Annotated in this window: 12 protein-coding genes and 1 pseudogene; 1 reads left to right on the forward strand and 12 read right to left on the reverse strand. The window is 44.7% G+C overall.

What is annotated here, in order from left to right; translation table 11 throughout:
* Window positions 1–65 precede the first annotated feature (65 nt).
* Window positions 66–1,061, forward strand: a complete 996-nt coding sequence (locus MHB56_RS08995; protein ID WP_341143496.1) for a serine hydrolase domain-containing protein — start codon at window positions 66–68, stop codon at window positions 1,059–1,061.
* A gap of 148 nt (window positions 1,062–1,209) precedes the next feature.
* On the opposite strand, the pseudogene MHB56_RS09000 reads toward MHB56_RS08995, so the two are convergent.
* From MHB56_RS09000 to MHB56_RS09055, 12 genes and pseudogenes are all read right to left on the reverse strand, one after another.
* Window positions 1,210–1,506: pseudogene (locus MHB56_RS09000) on the reverse strand (HAD-IIB family hydrolase); the annotation flags it as partial.
* A gap of 197 nt (window positions 1,507–1,703) precedes the next feature.
* A complete protein-coding gene (locus tag MHB56_RS09005; RefSeq protein ID WP_341144364.1) occupies window positions 1,704–2,792 on the reverse strand; it encodes a low temperature requirement protein A in 1,089 nt (362 codons plus the stop codon).
* A gap of 199 nt (window positions 2,793–2,991) precedes the next feature.
* Window positions 2,992–3,984: a carbohydrate ABC transporter permease gene (locus MHB56_RS09010; protein ID WP_051491074.1), complete on the reverse strand. Its 993-nt coding sequence runs from the start codon at window positions 3,982–3,984 to the stop codon at window positions 2,992–2,994.
* 3 nt (window positions 3,985–3,987) lie between these two features.
* The gene (locus tag MHB56_RS09015; RefSeq protein WP_081382489.1) at window positions 3,988–4,863 is read right to left on the reverse strand and encodes a carbohydrate ABC transporter permease; all 876 of its coding nucleotides are present in this window, start codon (window positions 4,861–4,863) and stop codon (window positions 3,988–3,990) included.
* 4 nt (window positions 4,864–4,867) lie between these two features.
* Entirely contained in the window at window positions 4,868–7,240 is a 2,373-nt protein-coding gene (locus MHB56_RS09020; RefSeq protein ID WP_076194600.1) for a DUF5696 domain-containing protein, read from the reverse strand.
* An 18-nt stretch (window positions 7,241–7,258) separates the two neighbouring features.
* Window positions 7,259–7,873 (reverse strand): YIP1 family protein, encoded by a 615-nt coding sequence (locus tag MHB56_RS09025; protein ID WP_076129177.1) that lies wholly within the window; start codon window positions 7,871–7,873, stop codon window positions 7,259–7,261.
* On the reverse strand, window positions 7,870–9,363 hold the full coding sequence (locus MHB56_RS09030) for a hypothetical protein (RefSeq protein WP_341143497.1): 1,494 nt from the start codon (window positions 9,361–9,363) through the stop codon (window positions 7,870–7,872). The genes MHB56_RS09025 and MHB56_RS09030 overlap by 4 nt, the downstream gene beginning before the upstream one ends.
* Before the next feature lie 8 nt (window positions 9,364–9,371).
* The gene (locus MHB56_RS09035; RefSeq protein WP_036679629.1) at window positions 9,372–10,232 is read right to left on the reverse strand and encodes a carbohydrate ABC transporter permease; all 861 of its coding nucleotides are present in this window, start codon (window positions 10,230–10,232) and stop codon (window positions 9,372–9,374) included.
* 1 nt (window position 10,233) lies between these two features.
* Complete coding sequence (locus MHB56_RS09040; protein WP_076129175.1) at window positions 10,234–11,199, reverse strand: carbohydrate ABC transporter permease; 966 nt, start codon at window positions 11,197–11,199, stop codon at window positions 10,234–10,236.
* Window positions 11,196–14,126 carry an extracellular solute-binding protein gene (locus MHB56_RS09045; protein ID WP_341143498.1) on the reverse strand — a complete coding sequence of 977 codons (2,931 nt, stop codon included), beginning with the start codon at window positions 14,124–14,126 and terminating at the stop codon, window positions 11,196–11,198. Before MHB56_RS09045 ends, MHB56_RS09040 begins: the two co-directional genes overlap by 4 nt.
* A 167-nt stretch (window positions 14,127–14,293) precedes the next feature.
* Window positions 14,294–15,730 carry an ABC transporter substrate-binding protein gene (locus MHB56_RS09050; protein WP_076129173.1) on the reverse strand — a complete coding sequence of 479 codons (1,437 nt, stop codon included), beginning with the start codon at window positions 15,728–15,730 and terminating at the stop codon, window positions 14,294–14,296.
* 75 nt (window positions 15,731–15,805) lie between these two features.
* Complete coding sequence (locus MHB56_RS09055) at window positions 15,806–18,379, reverse strand: alpha-L-arabinofuranosidase C-terminal domain-containing protein (protein ID WP_341143499.1); 2,574 nt, start codon at window positions 18,377–18,379, stop codon at window positions 15,806–15,808.
* Window positions 18,380–18,511: the final 132 nt, after the last annotated feature.

Consider the following 18,511-nt stretch of genomic DNA (forward strand, 5'->3'; position numbering starts at 1 on the left):
TTTCTTGTATTTTCCATAATTATTTAACGACAGGAAATTACGACATTTTTGTGATGTGAGCTATAATGGTAAACAGTTGCAGCTATAATTCATCTAGAAAGGGGGTCACCGACATTACTGACTGGAACCTTCAGCCGCTTATTGACGGTATTACTAACCTAGACATTCGCAGTTGTTTGATCATTCAACATGGAGAACCCATACTGGAGCATTACCGCGATCCACAAATCGCTGAAGAGCTTGGCAAAATCAACTCGTGCACCAAAAGCGTACTCTCCGCCTTAGTTTGCATAGCCATAGATAAACAAATGATTCCACCTCCAGACACACCTATTTCTTTATTTTTTCCTTCATTAAAAGAAGATCGTGACCCACGTAAAAGTGAGATCACTATCGAACACTTATTAACGATGACCGGAGGCTTTAACTGGACAGAGTTTGGTGGGCAGAATTCTTTTCCGGCCATGACTAAAACCGCAGACTGGATAAAATTTGTGCTTGCACAGCCATTAGCTCATACACCAGGAACCGTGATGACTTATAACTCAGGCTCCTCTCAGCTCTTGTCCGCAATCCTGCGTGATTGTGCTGGACAGGCGGTTGCAGAATTTGCCGAAGATCAGCTGTTTCAACCACTTGGCATTCAAAGCTATCACTGGGAGAGTGATCCGCAAGGCATACATACCGGTGGGTTCGGACTTCATCTGAAGCCGGAGGATATGCTGAAATTCGGCTTACTTTATTTGCAAGAGGGACGCTGGAAGGATCAGCAGATCCTTTTTCCAGATACAATTCAGCAATCTACTCGCCCTTACGTTGAAGCCAATCATCCGCAAAAAGGATTCTACGGCTGGCATTGGTGGGTATCCCAATTCAATGCAGGTTCAGAGCAACAGCCGAACGAGATCCCTTATTATTTTGCACTCGGCTTTAAAGGGCAGCATATCATTGTAGTTCCTGCTTACGAGCTGGTTGCCGTTATCACCGCGGATAAGTACAAAAAAGGCTCTCCTGCAAATGTTTTCGGCCGATTTATTGTGCCGGCTCTTCTAGGGCAGTAAGAACCAGGAATCACATGCAGTTCTATGTGTGGATACCACACAATCCATAAAGCAGCCGCAGCCATAGACTGATAAAGTCTTGGGCTGTCGCTGTTAGTTTTGTACAAATGATCGCTATTAATTTTTCTTCAACTCGTTTGCTACAAGCTTAAATGACACCAAATTTCTTTAATGCGTAGGCTATCCCGCCTTCACTTGCTTTTTTTGTAACAAAATCGGCTTTTTGTTTTAACTGTTCCGCACCGTTTCCCATCGCAATGCCCAATCCCACATACTCCAACATGTCGATATCATTCCCACCGTCACCAAACGCGATAACCTCTGACTTGCAAATATTCAGATAATCCAGCACCTGTTTAATCGCCGTTGATTTAGAAACTTTTGTTTCTTCAAGCACATTCATAACGTATCCGTGAAAACGTTCGAACCATAATTCAGGAAATCTTGGGATACTTCTATCAATTTCACTCACTAGAGTACCGTCCACATCAAAAAATACAATCTTATACATATTATGAAATAAGCCTCCCCGTTCGATCGTAACTAGATAGATTATATTTCATGGGATCTAAAACAAGAAGGAAGCCGATCACACGGATCAGCTTCCTTCTTGTTTTCTTATTCAGCTTCGGCACAACAAGCTTACGTCGTTAATTTTGCATATACCACAAAAAATAACATCATTTCACCAATGATCAGGTAATTAGGTATAAGGAACAACAAATCTACTACGAAAAAAACACCAAGTAAACCTAATAACAACGCCAAATGGAATATCCCTAACCGTTGCTGTATACGTCTATATTTATGGAAGACCAGTGAGGTAGAGCAGAAGTAGAGCAGGACCGATCCAAAAATAAAACACACCATAAATATATAATTTAATTGATCTAAAAATAGCAGTTGGATCGAAGCTGCAATCATACTCAAGGATACATAAATAAATAAATGCCCGTAAATTATGGTTTGCCCGGCAGTCTCTATAGTCTTATCCACTTTCTTTTCAACATTATCAAAATATTGCCACCACATAGCTATAATTAATAGAAAAGTTAATAATGCAAATACAATAGATTGCCACGTCCAGTGGCTAGACTGTAAAACCGCAAGGATACTGACCACTGATTCCCCAAGCAGAATAAGCGTAAACAACGAAAAGCGTTCCAATAAATGATGAGTATTGATCGGACTTTTTACCAAGTATTTCCGACCTACTAATGGAAGCAGAATGTCTACAGTAATTCCCGCATACAAAACTACATAACGCATCCAAGAGTCAAAGAAAAGTGATAAAGAAGAGATCACTAATCCAATCCAAAATCTGCTTCCCAAATACCGGGCAGTGCCCTTTCTATCAGCCGCTTCATTCTTATTTATCGTAAGATATTGAATGGCTGTCATAGCTCTTAAACCAACATAACCTATTAAGAATGGCATATAATATTGATCAAAGTTAACCGATAGGCTCGCCGTCATTATTAATACAAAAAATAATTGTAGAATCAAGAATATCCGATGTGAAAAGATATCTTGCCCAAACCGATTCACAAAAAGCGATTGCCCTACCCAAGCCCACCAGATCGGAATAAATATTAAGATAAATTTGGATAAGTATTCAAGTGGAATTGTACCCGCCTCTACATGCAATAGGACATGGCTCGCTTTTGAAACTGCTGCTACAAAAAGCAGATCATAAAATAGCTCCAGCCAAGTAACTTTCTTCTCAGCAATGGATACTGTACTGTGCTCAAATCCCGATTTGCGTTTATTCATCGTCTGACTCCCTTGGTTTGGATGTGTATTTCTAATACAGTTTATCGAATACTTATCCATCTTAACCGAATTGATATACTAATTTGAAGACCCTTTACCTAAAAATAAAACCAGCAAGCCTCCACACAGAGAGCTTGCTGGTTTTTAGTAAATAAAGTTATTCCCCGGCAATACCGGAGCGTTCCACACTTTCTACAAAATGACGCTGTACGAACAAATACAGAATCAGAATTGGCAGAATGGTTAGAATACACGCCGCCATAACCTGATTCAGTCCAGTTGGGGCCATCCCAATAGAACCCGAAGTCATTTGCGACATCGTCTCCGCTGCCTGATTATTGGAACCATAAAACATCGCTAATCGCTGCGACAGATTATAGAAATCCGGTGTTGTTAAATACGTATTCGGTTCAAAGCTGTCATTCCAGTGCCATACCACAGAGAACAAGAATACGATCAGCATTGCCGGCTTGGCGATAGGAAACATGATTTTCCAGTACGTTCTGAATGCGCCTGCACCGTCGATACGTGCTGCTTCCTCCAACACTTTAGGCATTCCGCGGTAGAACTGAATAAAGATCAGTACGAATAATGCCCCCTTCAACCCGTGCCCAAACATAGAAGGAACCACAAACGGCAAATGTGTATTAATCCACCCCAAGTCACTAAAGAACAAATACAGTGGCACAACAATCGTCTGCGGTGGAACTAGAAAAGTAAACAGCAGCAGAACGAAACACACTGCGTAGCCTGGAAAACGGTATCTGGCAAAACCATAACCGATTAAGGAACAGCTTAAGATTTGCAGAACCGCACTCCCGAAGGAAATAATCGCACTATTTGCGAACCCGGCCCAGAATTTAAGCGAATCCCATGCCAGAAAATAGTTGCCAAAACTTATCTTTTTCGGAAGCCATTGCACTGTGGCATCAGCTACGTCTGTTACTTGCATCATGGATTTGGATACCATGTATAACAAGGGATATAGGAATACGAACGTTAAGCTGAGAATAACCAAGTAATAAAAAGCGATATTCAGCACCTGAAGCGAACGTTTCACGACCCTGTCCAGCTTGCCGCTTGCTTTTAGACGAGTTGTCAGATGTTCCATGTTCGTTGTCCGAACCTGCTTTACGGATTCCTTCAACATCTTCTACTTCCTCCCTTCGGTGGCACCGAGCGACTTGCTGAATAACAGGAAGACCAAACCCAGAACCAAGAAAATAAACACAAAATAAATCCAGCCCATCGCTGAGCCATATCCAAAATCATTATTCTTAAAGACGACATTCAAAATATGACTCATGATTTGATTATCTGCCTTCGTGAATGAGCTGACGATACTAAACAATGTGTTTACGAGCATCATCGGCATAATCATCGGGAAGGTGATTTTCCAAAAACTCTCCCACGCGGTTGCTCCATCACATTTGGCCGCTTCATACAGTGAAACAGAAATCGTCTGTAACCCCGCTAGAAAAATCAGAATTTGCACGCCAGAATCCCACATCACCAGCGTTAAAGATTCTGCATATTTCAGCAATGACTTCAAAATGTCGCCGGGGATAAAGTTATGGAGCTTATCATATAAATCCTGATTATAAAAAATTGGTAAATTTGCGGCACCCTGATCCATCAATTTGCCCAGAATCGCCCCTGAAGCAATGATGACCGGCAAAAAGAACACGCCACGAAAAAAGGTTTTTCCTACGAGTCCGCGATTTAGCAGAATCGCACAAAAGAGCGAAAAGATAAGAATTAACGGAACCTGAGTCACCGTCGACACCATCGTCGATTTCAGCAGAGGCAAGAAATTAACATCTGTAGTAAAAGCGGCGCGATAATGCTCCATCCCAACAAAAGTGGCCAGTAAACCGCCTTTGCTCACTTGGAGATCCTGAAAGGAATAATACAAGGAACGGCCCAGCGGAACAGCCATAAACACCAGAAATCCGACCAGCCACAGGCCGATGAAGGAATATCCTTCAACGAAATAACGCGCTCGCATCGATAGCTTTGATTTTTTCACTTCATCATCCTCCTGTTACCGCATAGCTGAATGCCTCGACGGTCTGACCAGACACGTCAACAGACTGCTCATTATAGTTGACTATAATGCTCACACCGTTTGCATAAGTCGTCCGAAAGACCTTACTTTGCAGCTGCTCATGATTCGTCATTTGCTGGTTGCTAATGCTGTCATAGACCTCTTTCAATGCGAGATAATTCTGCACAGAAGGTGCCAGCCAGTTCTCAAGACTAGAGCTGAACAGCCGGTCTGCCATGGTTCTCTGAAGATCGCTAGTCGGAGCATAGGTTAATTCATAACTTGGAAGGGCTCCATATTCCAGCGCCCGTAAGGTTTGGTTACGGGAATCATCGTACAGATTAACCGGGCTTGCTGTATAAGGCACTAAGCCGTGTAACACTAGTTGATAAAAAGGAATCGCCCGATCTGTATAGACAAATTGACTGGAGTCGAGCGGCACCTGATCAATCCGGTTCACATGTCCTAATGTATAGGCAAAACCATAATCTACTGCCGTGTTAAGCTCACCCTTACGGAAGTTATCCAATGCATTAACATAAGTATCTTCTGTAAGCTGGCGGTCCGTATTGGATTTATTATCCTCATCGGAGTATAGCAAGCTTCCAAAGTGTTCAAACTGTACACCCTTCACACCCAGATCCTGAAACTTGCTTAACTCAGCATTACTGCGTTTTGCGATAACACTAGGTTTCATTAAATAAAAATAGTCATCCGTATTCCACCGGGTAGAGAGATAATAGACGTACTGCTTCAAGACTTCACGATTAATACCGCGGACAGCATCTCTGCTTGCCTTCACGCCGTTGCTATCTTGGTAAGGTTTCACGTAGTTAGCTTTCAAATAAAGATTTACGCCCTTGCCTGCGGCATATTCCTGAAGCTCTTTTAGTCCCTTATTGCCTCCCAACTTCTTCTCAACAGGGAATTGTTCTGGCTGGTTTCCGTATAAACCATTTTTGGACCATCCCTCGATCGTAATCTCTAGCTGAGTAACACCCTCTGCCTGATATTGATCAATCATGTCCTTGATTTGTTTAAACGTAGCTGCTTCTATAAAAGTTGAACCGATGACTTCATCACGTGAAATCCCACCGAGCACTTGAAGATACAATGGCGTGTTCTCAAGAACTACTTCCTTGACCTTTTTCTCCTCCATTAAGTAATTACGGTATTCCTTCGCCATCCCAACGTAGTTGGCTTCCTCACCTTGGAGCAGAACATAACGTACGTTACGATCGGTTTTGATCATCTCACCCTGATAATAAGGAATTTGGCCGGAATTGCCGACAAAAATAACATCATCCTTGCGCAGGGTAAATTCACTTGATGCTCTATAAAGCGAAATAGCGCGAATGCCTGATGGAACACCGTTGATTTTAGCGTCGGTATCTCCCTTAGTAACAATTGCTAAATATCCTGTGTCTCCCTGATAGATCCCAAACACTGGCAAGGCGATAGCTTTTTTAAGAGGTGCCGCCTTTTGCCAAGAGTTATCCGTAATTTCATGATTTTGTTTCACGAAGGTTTCGTCCCCGCCGTAAATGTATTCAGAATAACCTTTCAAATAAGCGGGATGATCTTTCCGAAACTCCAGCAATGCCCCTGAACCATCTGGAAGCATCATTGCCCCCTCTGCATCTTCTCTAGCCGCATGAAAAAATGGCAGCACCTCCAGACTCGTGAATTTCGCATTCCCCTCTTCCTTCAAATACTCCTGTGGAATGGAAGCCTCGAATCCATTAGCAGTCAGTCTGTACTCCAGAGCAAAAGAAAGCTTCAGGCTAATAAAAGCAAACTCCGCGCGGACGACATCTTGCTCAATCGTTACGGTAACCGTGGAGTCTTCATCTTTAAGTGGGTAGACCTGTGTAATGTCAGCCCCCTGTGTGTATCTGGCATAAATTGGCGCGGTCGTATATTTCTTAATATTTGGCATGGCTGTTCGCTCCAGCTGTGGAGATCCAAGCCACTCCTTGTTTGTGATTTTGTCTGTGATGCGAAGATTTCCCGATTTCTCATCTACATATAAAATATAGCGTTCGTTCTCCAATGCTTTTGTTCCAGGCGTGACCGGCTGTAGCTCAACCTTCTGTACAGGTGCTGCTACAGCGGCTGGAGCCTGCTCTTCTACGGGATCCGTGGTCTCCTTTTCTTGCACAGAAGTGGCCTGCCCTTCAGCTGGTTCAGTCACCACCGATGTTTGCTCTTGCCCAACCTCTTTGCTTTCTTCAGTCTGAACAGACTGCGCAGCGGTGGACGGATCGGCGGAACTGTGTTCGGGTTGAACATTTATCACTGCGAACAGCATCATCACAACAATACAGAGAATGGCCCGCACTTTAACTTTTTTTCTCATCGTGTTACCTTTCCCTCCTTACGCGCGCAATCTCAATTCTTTGAGCAGATCGACAATAAATGAAACAAATTGATTGGAAATACCAAATAGCAAAATGCCTACAAACCAGATAATGGCGATCCCTATTACACTGATTATGGTGATAAAAATAACCTTGCGAATCTCAAAATCATGCAGGATCTTCACCTTCATTAAAATCAACCAAGCCACCCAAAGAATCACAAACTTGTGCAGCAGATTGAAGGTTGAAGCCTCATCCAGCGAAAGGACCAACGTTAGCAGTGTGACTGGGATGATAAAGAGCATGTATGGAACAAGCGCAAAGGCACTGCCCACAAAAATCTCTTTAAATTTCCCCTCACCATCCATAATCGTACTGACACCCCAGTTCGAGACACACCAGGTCAACCAAGGAACGATAAGCCAAATAAACTCATGAAACATAGAGATTTCATGCGGCTCTCTAGTTTGAAAAGCATACCCTGTAATCAGAATCGAGATCATTCGTGCCACAAAGGTCAGTAGAACGATGGCAATCCCCTGTATCCAGCGGATACGCTGCTTTCCTTGAATATCGTTATAGAACTGATAAGGATGAACTACAACCTGATGAATCATTCGCAAAGTGTTCATCCAATCTCCCCCTTTGCCGGTTCCAAAACTGCCTTGTTTCCTCTATACAGCCAGGTATGGAATCTCCGGTATAATCTCGGCGCACTCCAGAACAGTACTAAGAACAGTCCAATTCCGCCGGCAAAGAAATAAGTAAAGTGCTCCCGGATATACAATTTACGATATTCGCGGAAAGCGGATGAATAGTCAGCTTTGGAATTTGAAAGCTTGAAATAGCTCATAGATTCCTTATATTGCTCTGCTTTATAAAGCGCTTTGCCGATAGCCTGATAAGCCATATCATAATTGGCGTTCAATCGCAGCACCTCTTGCCATAAGGATTGCGCTTCGTCATAGCTGCCATCTACATATAGCAAAGATGCCTGATGAACCAAATCCGCAAACGGCGTGGTCCGGAAGCGATCGATTCTACCCCGTCCTTTATCCACTACATAGATCAGACCATCAGCGGTTTGATCTACGGCGGAAGGAGTCACGAATAGTCCATTCTGATCCCCGATCCCGCCGAAGCTGAATAACAAATTCCCCAGCTTGTCATATTGGAAGACTTTACTGGACTGCAAATCCAGCGCGGTTATAAACCCGTTCTTATCAATACTGATGCCCATAAAAGAAGCCATACTGAATGGACCCTCGGAGTAATAATCGCCGTACCAGTGTTTACCAATGTTCAGCGTATCTACGCCTACCGGAGATAACCGTTTGATCTGGTTATACTCTTCGCCCAGGGTCGTGCTGTAGATAAATCCTTCTTCATCCAGATCCACGTTGGAGAACTCAGAAGGTTTAACGGTCGCCAGCTGGTTCTGCTGCTCTTTGGTGGCCACCAGCTTAATTAAGAGTCGTGTCCAGGAGAAGCCTACATGGTTCGCTCCATAGAACCCCTTGAACTTACCGCCCGAGTCAATTTGCAGCAACCCCTGCGTGTTACCATCGCTCACCACATACATATAATCACGCTTATCTACAACTAATTTAGAAGGAGAATAAGAGAAATTAGCACCCAGTAATGGGCTATCCGGTTTTAGAAACTCTTTTACGAACTTGCCATTTTTATCAAAAATAGCAATACGCGCGTTTTTTGTATCTGCTACATATACCGTTCCATCCTCTTTCACGAATACACCCTTCGGCTCCTGCAGCTTGCCGCTGCCCTCCGCATCACCGATCAGATTTAGCAGACGACCGTCCTTATCCATATGAACAATACGGCTATTGCCCGTGTCTACTACGTAGAGTGAATCGTCATCACTAATAAAGAGAGATTCCGGATTTTTGAAGGACCCCGTATCTGTTCCTGTTGGATCGATAGAAGAATCGTAGAGATAACCATTAATCGAGCGGACCTCATTGCTGGACTGATTCCACGTATACCCCTCATACGGGGCTTCGCCAGCTAGCGCCTGCCCTGGAAGCAGCAGCACTGGCAGTGTCAGCGTCACCAGTAGCCCTGTTAGCAGCATTTTTTTCATATTACGTCCTATCATCATGACTCCCCCTATTCCTTCAGCCCCGAATGGGCCATTGTCTGAAGCACCATCCGCTGCGTTAATATAAAGACAAGAATAGTCGGGAGAATCATCAAGAAGCTTGCTGCTGCCAAAGTGCCTACCCTAGCAACGACTCCGGCTCCACCACTGATGGTTTGGATGGCAAGCGGCAATGTCTTCATTTCCTGAACAGTCGTATAGACCATTGAAGGATACGGATCATTCCAAGCAGAAATGAAGCTAAATAAAGCAAAAGTCGAAATCGCCGGCTTAAGCATTGGCATCACAACCACCCAGAATACCTTCCATTCTGAAGCCCCGTCTATGCGGGCCGCCTCTAATAAAGCGTCTGGAAGCTGCCGCAGGAACTGGGTCATAAGAAACATTCCCATCGGTGCAGCCAGATAAGGTAAGATCATTGCAAAATACGAATTCATTAATCCGCTGCGGCTAATCAGCAGATATTGCGGTATTTGCAATACTAAAGGTGAAAACATCAGCGCCGCCACAATCATACTAAAGATAGCGCTTTTAAATGGCATATTGTGCTTGGCAAGCGGATAAGCCGCCATTGCTGAAATTAAGACACCCCCGACCACAATCCCCGATGTAACGACCACGCTATTGAAAATAAACCGTGAGAACGGCACCGCCGAAGTTCCGGTAATTAACAGCAAATCACGAAAGTTCACCAACGTCGGATTCACTACGAAAAACCGCGGTGGGAACAGGAATAGTTCGCTTGTTGGTTTTAAAGCAGTCACTGCCATATAGACAAGTGGCAGCAGCATAATTAGGCCAAACACCGTTAAGAACAGATATAAAAAGATGCCGCCATAGTCAATACGCCTTAAATTTATTTTGTGCATCCTAATCCCTCCCCAGCACTTTGAAGATGAGACGGTTGAGCCCAAGCATCAAAGCGAACAGTAATACAGCAATCGCTGACGCATATCCCATCTCAAAGCGGATAAATGCGTAGTCGAACAGATGCGCCATAATCGTATGGCCTGCATAAAGGGGACTCGGAAATCCAACAAGCCGCATACTGACGTCAAATACGGTAAGCGAACCGACCACCTGCATCACCGCACCGAATAATAGCTGCGGTTTGACGCATGGAATCGTAATGTACCAAAGCTCCTGCCAGCGGTACTTGACCCCATCAATTGAGCCAGCTTCATATAAATCTGTCGGTACATTTTGAAGTCCGGCCAGAAAAGCAAGGAAACCTACCCCCATACTCATCCATAAGGAAACTATGATGATCACCGGTACGATCGAATCTACATTTTGTAGAAATAAATAAGGTTCATTGATAATCCCCAGCTGAATGAGCCAGTGATTGAGCAACCCCTTGCGGTCTCCGGCGAACAAATACAACCAAACCACGGACATTGCTACTGCACTTGTAATCGATGGCACATAGTAGCATAGGGTATAGAAAAAGCGGAACTTCTGCGGAATCTGGCTAATCAGCCAGGCCAGCAAGAAGGCCATAATATAACCTATCGGACCTGTAATAATAGCAAATTTTAGCGTAATCCCAACAGCTTTAAGAAAGATATCATCGTCTACAAACAACAGCTTATAGTTAGAGAAGCCAATGAATCTCGGTGTCTCAATAATGTTGTAATAGCTGAAGCTTAGAACGACGGACATGATAATAGGAACAATAGTAAAAACGGTGAACAGAATCAGGAAAGGGGCCAAGAAATAATAGGAAACTTTATTTTTCTTGATATCCAACCAAAGCTGAGCCCATTTCCCGGGAGTTTTCGTCGGCTGCATCTGTACGGCTTCGTTCTGTGCCGGTGTAATTATTTCACTACTCATTTCTGACCTCCTTCCTCTTTAGCGCTTGAAGTCTGGGAAGTTTCAATTCCGAACTCTTCGCGTTTCTTACTAAGCTCTTTATTGATTTCACGCACACCTTGCTCCATCGCCTCCCGCGGGAATTTACCGTTGAGCACAATTTCATTCCAGATGTTGGCGATATGCCGGGTCGTGTAATATCCTCCAAGCACCACTTCGCGCTCTTTAAACCACTCCCACTGTTCCATAATGGCGTCGATATCATCTTGCTGCCACGGCAGACGTTTGAGCGCTTCAACATTGGCTGTATTCCAACGAGCTTCAACACCCAGCAAAGACTCAAGCTCTGAGCCGAAGTTCTCCTGTGCATCCGCACTGGTCCACCATTTCAGGAACTCCCAAGACTCTTCTTTCATATCCGTATCCTTAAAAATAATTCCTGTCTGTGCAAGCCCGCCTGTAGAACGGTTAATCTGTCCATCGGCTTGTTCAATACCCGGCATTGGTTTCATGCCCCACCAGCCTGTCAACTCAGGTGCGGCAGTAGATAACAGAATGTATGTGGAATAATCAGCAACGCCGATTGGCATCTCTCCAGAACGGAAACGGTTATAGAAATCCGCTTGTTTCTGCAGCTTGTAGTTCGTAAAGAGTTCCGTCCACATTTTCATAGCTGTCAGTGCTTCTGGTGAATCCAGATCAGACAACATCCCATTATTCTTATAGAAATCTCCACCATACTGGAATAAGAACGGCGCAAACTCATTAATGGCTAGACTCGGATTGTTCGGGGCATGTGGATAATAGAAGTCCATCCCGTTTTGTTGCAGCACAGGAATCAGTTCCATAACCTCTTGCCACGTATTCGGAATATCCTTCTCGCTAATACCCAGCTGTGCCATAATATCTTTCCGGTAAAAGAGCATCGTGAAGTTCTGATTCTCCGGCAATGCGAAGTCTCCGTTATCATACTTATAAGGAATCAGTGCACCCGCTCTGAAACGTTCAGCAACCTCTTGATAATCTGAGAATTCATTCAGATTCACGAGTGAATTCCGCACCGCGAAGTCAATCGGCACTTCACCCTCAACCCCCAGTGCCACATCGGGAGCAAGTCCGGCAGTATTGGCTAATAACAGAATCTGCTTCTGATCCGCTGCAAGCGTAGGAATAATATTGACGTTCACCTTGATGCCCGTGTTTGGTGTAAAGTCCTCATCCACCATTTGCTTAATGATCTCCGCCCAATCACGTCCACGAGAGATCCAGACATCCAGCACCTTTTCATTTTTGTACGTATTTCCTATGCCGCTGTAATCCTTTGTAAAAGAACTAAAGAAGTCATACGTCATCGTCCCTACACGGGTATACCAAGGAGCCGCGTCTTTAGGCCATGGCTGATCTTCCGACTTCACTTCAATATAGTCCATTACAATACTCTGCTTCATTAATCCGTTGACCCATAAGCCAAGCGATGACTGCAGATCTGTAAATTGCTGAAGACGACCTGGAATACTTGAGGTATCCTTCGCCATTTCCAGGAACCGATCACGTGCTTCATAAAGCGTACTCAGCTCAGAGCTTCCATCCGCAACGCCAAAAGCATACATATCCTGCACGGCATCATCCAACGTCCGCGCCATCAAATGTAAACGTGGCACAAGATTAGGAATGTTCTGCTCCAGCTGCCAATCCCCGTTTGGATCGGGGTTCGTTCCCGTTACCTGCGTGATTTCACGTCCCAAAAGAGACATTTTATGTGTAGTGTTCAGCACAGCTTCAATCATTCCGCCTACACCCGATACTTGAACTTCCATCCGCAACGTATGCTTGCCTTGTTCGAGATAAAAGAAGTATTCTCCGTCCTCATTCCCCAGCTTGTTTACTTGCCATTCCGCTTTGTAAGGGAATTTCAAGGCATTCAGCTCTTGGAACGGTACCTCGCCATCAATCATAATCCGGCGTTCCACCGGTATCCCGTTTAGGAACCACTGGCCGTAACGAATTGCGATATTGTAGAGCCCTGACTCAGGAATCTCGAAATTCCATTCCGCCCATTGTCCACCCGTACGCCACCCGACACCCCCAAAACTATTAAGCACAATAGCATCTTTGTTAAAAGGTTCGGTGAGTGGCTCCCGGTCCTCGATCCGCTTCAGCGTTGGATCTGAACGAAGGGAGGATTCTTCTGCCTGAATTTTGATCACTTGATTCTGAACAGGCTTGTAACCCTTATTCTCATACTCCTGCTTCACTTCCGCATAAGTCGGGAGCGGTTCTGGAGAAAATATTCTCAGTTCACTAAGTGCAGCCGGTTCCCGGATGGCTTCCAGCTTCACCGTATGCTCCCCTTTGGTCAGATAAAAGCGAAAGGGATCCGCAGTTCTGGCCTCGGCATCTCGAAACTCCCGATATTGCCAGCCTGTTACCTCTTCCCGCTTGGGATTAAATTCATTCCCTTGATTGTCCAGCCATGGCTCTGCACTTTCCTTCCACATCCGCTGGAATTCCATTTTTTTTACTTGAGAGAATAAATACTCCCCATCAATCTTTACGCTTCGAATGATCGAGGATCGTTTACCAGGAAGGGCATAATACTCCATCCCCATCTGATATAACCCATCTGCCGGAACCGTAAATGTATATTCCACCCAGCTATCCTCTGCTTTAAGCGCTAGTACCTTGCCGGGTTTTCCACCAAGATCCGTCATTACCTCTGTACCTTCAGCACTAATGGCCGTATAATCCGCCGAAGGAATAGCAAGCGTAAAATCCGATGAGTCCTTTGCTCCATCCTGCTGTTTTTCCTCGTAATAGCTTAAGTAAGAGGCTTCGAGTTTTGAATTCACACTATCGCTTTCTAAAATAGAGCTTTCATCAACATCCGCATAAACGGGGATGCCCTCCATCGCTGAATTATCAAACCCTCGTGATTGATTCCACCACACTAGGGAGACTCCTAAAAGTACCAGTAACAACAAACTAATCTTATATTTTCGCAGTATGCGTAACACGCATCGGTCTCCTCCCATCTTTACGGGCCTCTCGGACTTAAGTGAATACAAGCAGGGCAGCTCTGGCAATTGCAGGCTGCCCCTCCTGTTATTAGATTTCCTTACGGCTGCATTCCCATTGCCTTTTTAAAGGCAGCAATTTCTTTGGAAGCTTGCTTCAAGACATCATCACCAATTTTTTGAATAGCCGTCTTGGAATCTGTGTTCTTAGCCAGTGCATCACCGATCGCCGCTATAAAGATTTCCCAGCCCTTGTTATCTACTGGTGTAAGGTGTTTGACTGGAATATCGTTGCTTAATTGCTCATATAGTTTAAATTCCTCTTGCCCACCCAGATATTCATTTTTAGTGTTTGCGTACCAATCAAGACTGGAAATATCCTTGTAACCCGGCTGAATGGAATGTTTTGTCCAAATTTTCCAAGCATTTTCACTTCTCATGCTCCACTGAATGTAAGCCCATGCCGCTTCTTTATTTTTGCTTTGCGAAGGGATAACAAAGCTTGAGCCGCCCATTCCCACGTTAATTCCTATTGGCAAACGGGTTACCTTCCATTTTCCGGCAAGCTCAGGGAATGTTTCCTGAAGTCCGCGCGCTCCAAATGAACCCGATACGACACCAACTAAATCACCTTTCAGAACTAGCTGTTTACCTTCGTCTGAGCCATAACCGATATGAGGTGCCCAGCCCAGCTGTTGTCCACGTTTTGTAATATCAAGAACTTTCACCATTTTGTCCGTATTACGTGTCCAGTTCATATCCTTATCAAAGTAGCCGACTTCATCTCCTGCCCATACGATCGGGCCATCGCTCCACTCCATGAAATATTTACCGTTAGCTTTCAAAATTTGAGCCAGGTTCAAGAGATTCTCTTCATCTTGCATGTATTCACCAAGCTCAGCAGGATCACTTGGCAATCCAAGCTCTTCAAAAATGTCTGCACGGTAGTAATAAACCCCCGGTGTCATATCCCAAGGCATACCAAGCAGCTGTGAGCTGTCTGGTGTCATCCAACGTTCCCAGTTATATGGAGCAACCAGATCTTTATATTTTCCAGCGTTATAAGGCTCTTCCAAAAGATTCTCCAGCACATTGCCCGCCATATAACGGTTCAACTGGTACATTTCTACTTCAGCTACATCCGGCGCTCCACTACCTGCGGCGATTGTCGTTTGCAGCTTGTCATGCAGGTCGCCAAAGGGCATAACTACCGTCTTCAGCTTGATTCCAGGATATTCAGCCATAAATGCAGCGCCGACTTCCTCGAACACTTTTTCATTAAAGGCCCAAACGGTAACCTCACCTTGAATATCTTTGCTTGGCAGGTCGTTGGCAGGATCTGCTGCTTCCGTGCCCTCAGTAGCTGTTGCATTGGTTGGCTCACTAGCATTATTAGTTTTTTCAGTGTTCGTTTTACCGTTGTTAGCTGCATTTTGATTCGTCGTTGAGCTTCCAGCGCTGCTACAGGCTGACAGAATAAGCACAAAAACCATTACCATACATACGACTAAACTGCTCGTTTTTCTTTGCGAAATCATAACCTAACCTCCCTCTTAAATTGAACAAATAAATGCTTGTTTATAGTGAAGGAGTGAACCTCCCTCCGTGACCGGCTATTTCCCCCCTTCCTTTAGTCTTAACACGGTCACGGAATATTTCGGGAATTCAAACTCCAGACTACCTTTGTCTACACTTACCTTTTGAGTTACAGGTACCACCTTGTCAGGTTCAGCGAAGCTATTCTCAGCATTTAAATCGTCCGACTGAAGTACGGTAGCTGTTCCTTCCAGACTTGATGTGGCAAGTCCGGCAAAAGAAACATCCGTGCGCTGAGCAGTGTCATCCGCATTAACGACTTTAACGATCAGCTCACCTGTGGCAAGATCACGGCTCGCAGTTTGGAACAGCGGCCCTGCTGGACTTTCATCGTTCACCTCTTGTATAAGCTCATCGTCGAGATAGAGCCGGATATTAGCACCTGATAATTCAATGCGAATATCGTACAATTTCCCAGTCTCAATCCTTACAGGAACCGTTCTTCCGATGACTGCTCTTGTTCCACCTACTGATTTTTCAATCGCGCTCTGCGTATTTCCCCAGCCGCCAAGATTCCACCAATAGAAGTTACCTTCATCTTTAGAGCCGAACATAACGAGCATGCCTTCTGCTCCGCCAGTCTTTTTCGCCTTAAGAGAAAGTGTATAATCACTCCATGAAGTCTCACCGGCAACTGCACGAATATCAATATCATTAGAAGTCTGCTTAAAAGTACCCTTGGATTGTTCCCAGTCCCCATTGTTTAGAGTCCAGGCTCCGGAATCCTTCTTGAAATGATCTTCAAAAAGAACGTCATCACCTTTCGCTACTCGTACATCGCTGTACTCTACCTGGGTGGCCCAAGTCCCCAAACCAATTCCACCTTGAATGGATTGCTTACCGGAGGTTTCTTCTTGACCTAGAGCCACAAGTGAGGTTGGAAGAACTACATCCCCCTTATTGCTTCCGAACATCTGCTGCACATGATAAGAAGGTGTTCCGTAGCTAGTCGATGAATCAAACACAATAGCGTCCGGGTTCCAAGTACGATCCTTCGTATTCACAAACAACGGGGCATAAGAGGACATTTTTACGATATCAGAATTCCGTTCCATGCCCATCATAAAAGCGGCCTCGCCGATTGCAGCGTTCAGATTGCCTTCTCCGGCACCCTTGGTTACCGCATACTCACCAACATAAATCTCAGGACCACTCCGGTCATAAGTATCGTATCTGTTCGAGTTGCTGAGGAACCATTCAGTGGTTTCATAGTAATGCTCATCAACCATCTCGATAGGCTCACCTTCAACTGCCGCATTGGCAATGAGATGAATCTCTGGATACTTCTCTTTAATTGCTTTATAAAACAAGCCATAACGCTTAATATATTCACTCATCTGGAAATTGTTTTCGTTACCAATCTCTACATATTTCATATTAAAAGGCTCCGGATGACCATTAGCGGCTCTTTGTGCCCCCCATTTGCTAGTAACCGGTCCGTTTGCATATTCAATGGCGTCCAGCGCATCTTGTATCCATGGCTGAATTTCACTGACTGGAACGGTATTCTGCTTGGCTATAGGATCTCCGTTATGTGAAATCCCGATATAAGCTACATATAATGGTTCCGCTTTCAGATCTTCGGCCCATTGCAGATATTCGTGGAAGCCCAGCCCATCTGAGGAGCGGTAATCCCAATATCCCTTATGACCGGGACGCGTTTCAATCGGACCAATGGTGTTCTTCCATTGATAAGCATCAGTTGGCGTTTTCCCTTCCACAAAACATCCCCCCGGAAAACGAACGAATGCGGGTTTCATCGCAGCTATCTTTTCAGCCAAATCGATGCGAAGCCCATTCTCCCTGTTGTTCCAAGTCTCAGGAAACAAAGACACCATATCGAGATAAACAGTCCCTACATTGGCAGCAGAGATTACAATTCGTGCGTTTGCTACAGTACCTGTAGAAGTCAGTGTGTATGTATATGGATGCCATCCTTCTTTTAACTTATCAACGGTCTGTTCTGCATATAGCTCTTTGCCATCTGGGCTCTCTAACGTTATACGCAGTGGCATATTGTCCCCTGGCTCTGGCCGCGCATAGAAAGACAACTTGTAACTGGCATCCTTCATCAAAGCAATCCCCCAGTAACCATTATTCACAGCAGATACCGAACCACCCTCGGCAGCTGATGATACTGTTAAAGCCATTGCCTGGGTCTGAGCATCGTTCAAAAGCTTACTGCTGGTCAGAGCAAGCTTCCCTTTACTCCCTCCTTTTTCATCAATCCACCAATTGAACAGTGTGACCGAACTATCCTCAAAGGAACGATTGGAAATCAGCTCTGCATATAGCCCTCCATCTCCCGCATGATTAATCTCTTCGAAAAAGGCTCCGTACAACATCGGGCTGATCTTAGCTCCCGGATTCCCCGTATCCACAGTCAACGTATATGCGGTTCCACTACTTGTGTTAGCTGCTGTCGCCGTTGGAAGAGTTTCCTTTCCCGCTTCACCCGTTGCTTCTTTGGCAGACTCCTGAGACAGTGTTGCTGGGTTTTCGTCCTTAGAAGCCCAATAATACGTCAGCCCGCCAATCACAATCACGAAAATCAGCACCGTAAGCCATAGCTTCCGTCCATATTTATTCAAAGATAATTCCCTCCAACTTTTTATTAGCGTTTTCATTTTTATGAAGTGAACAGATCCTTCCATTCGTAATAACTTAAAATCATTTCACAAAACCTAAATGAATCCGTTTCCATTGATAAAATACCATACTAA

Source organism: Paenibacillus sp. FSL H8-0315 (assembly GCF_038005365.1).
In the GTDB taxonomy this organism is placed as follows: Bacteria; Bacillota; Bacilli; order Paenibacillales; family Paenibacillaceae; genus Paenibacillus_AQ; species Paenibacillus_AQ odorifer.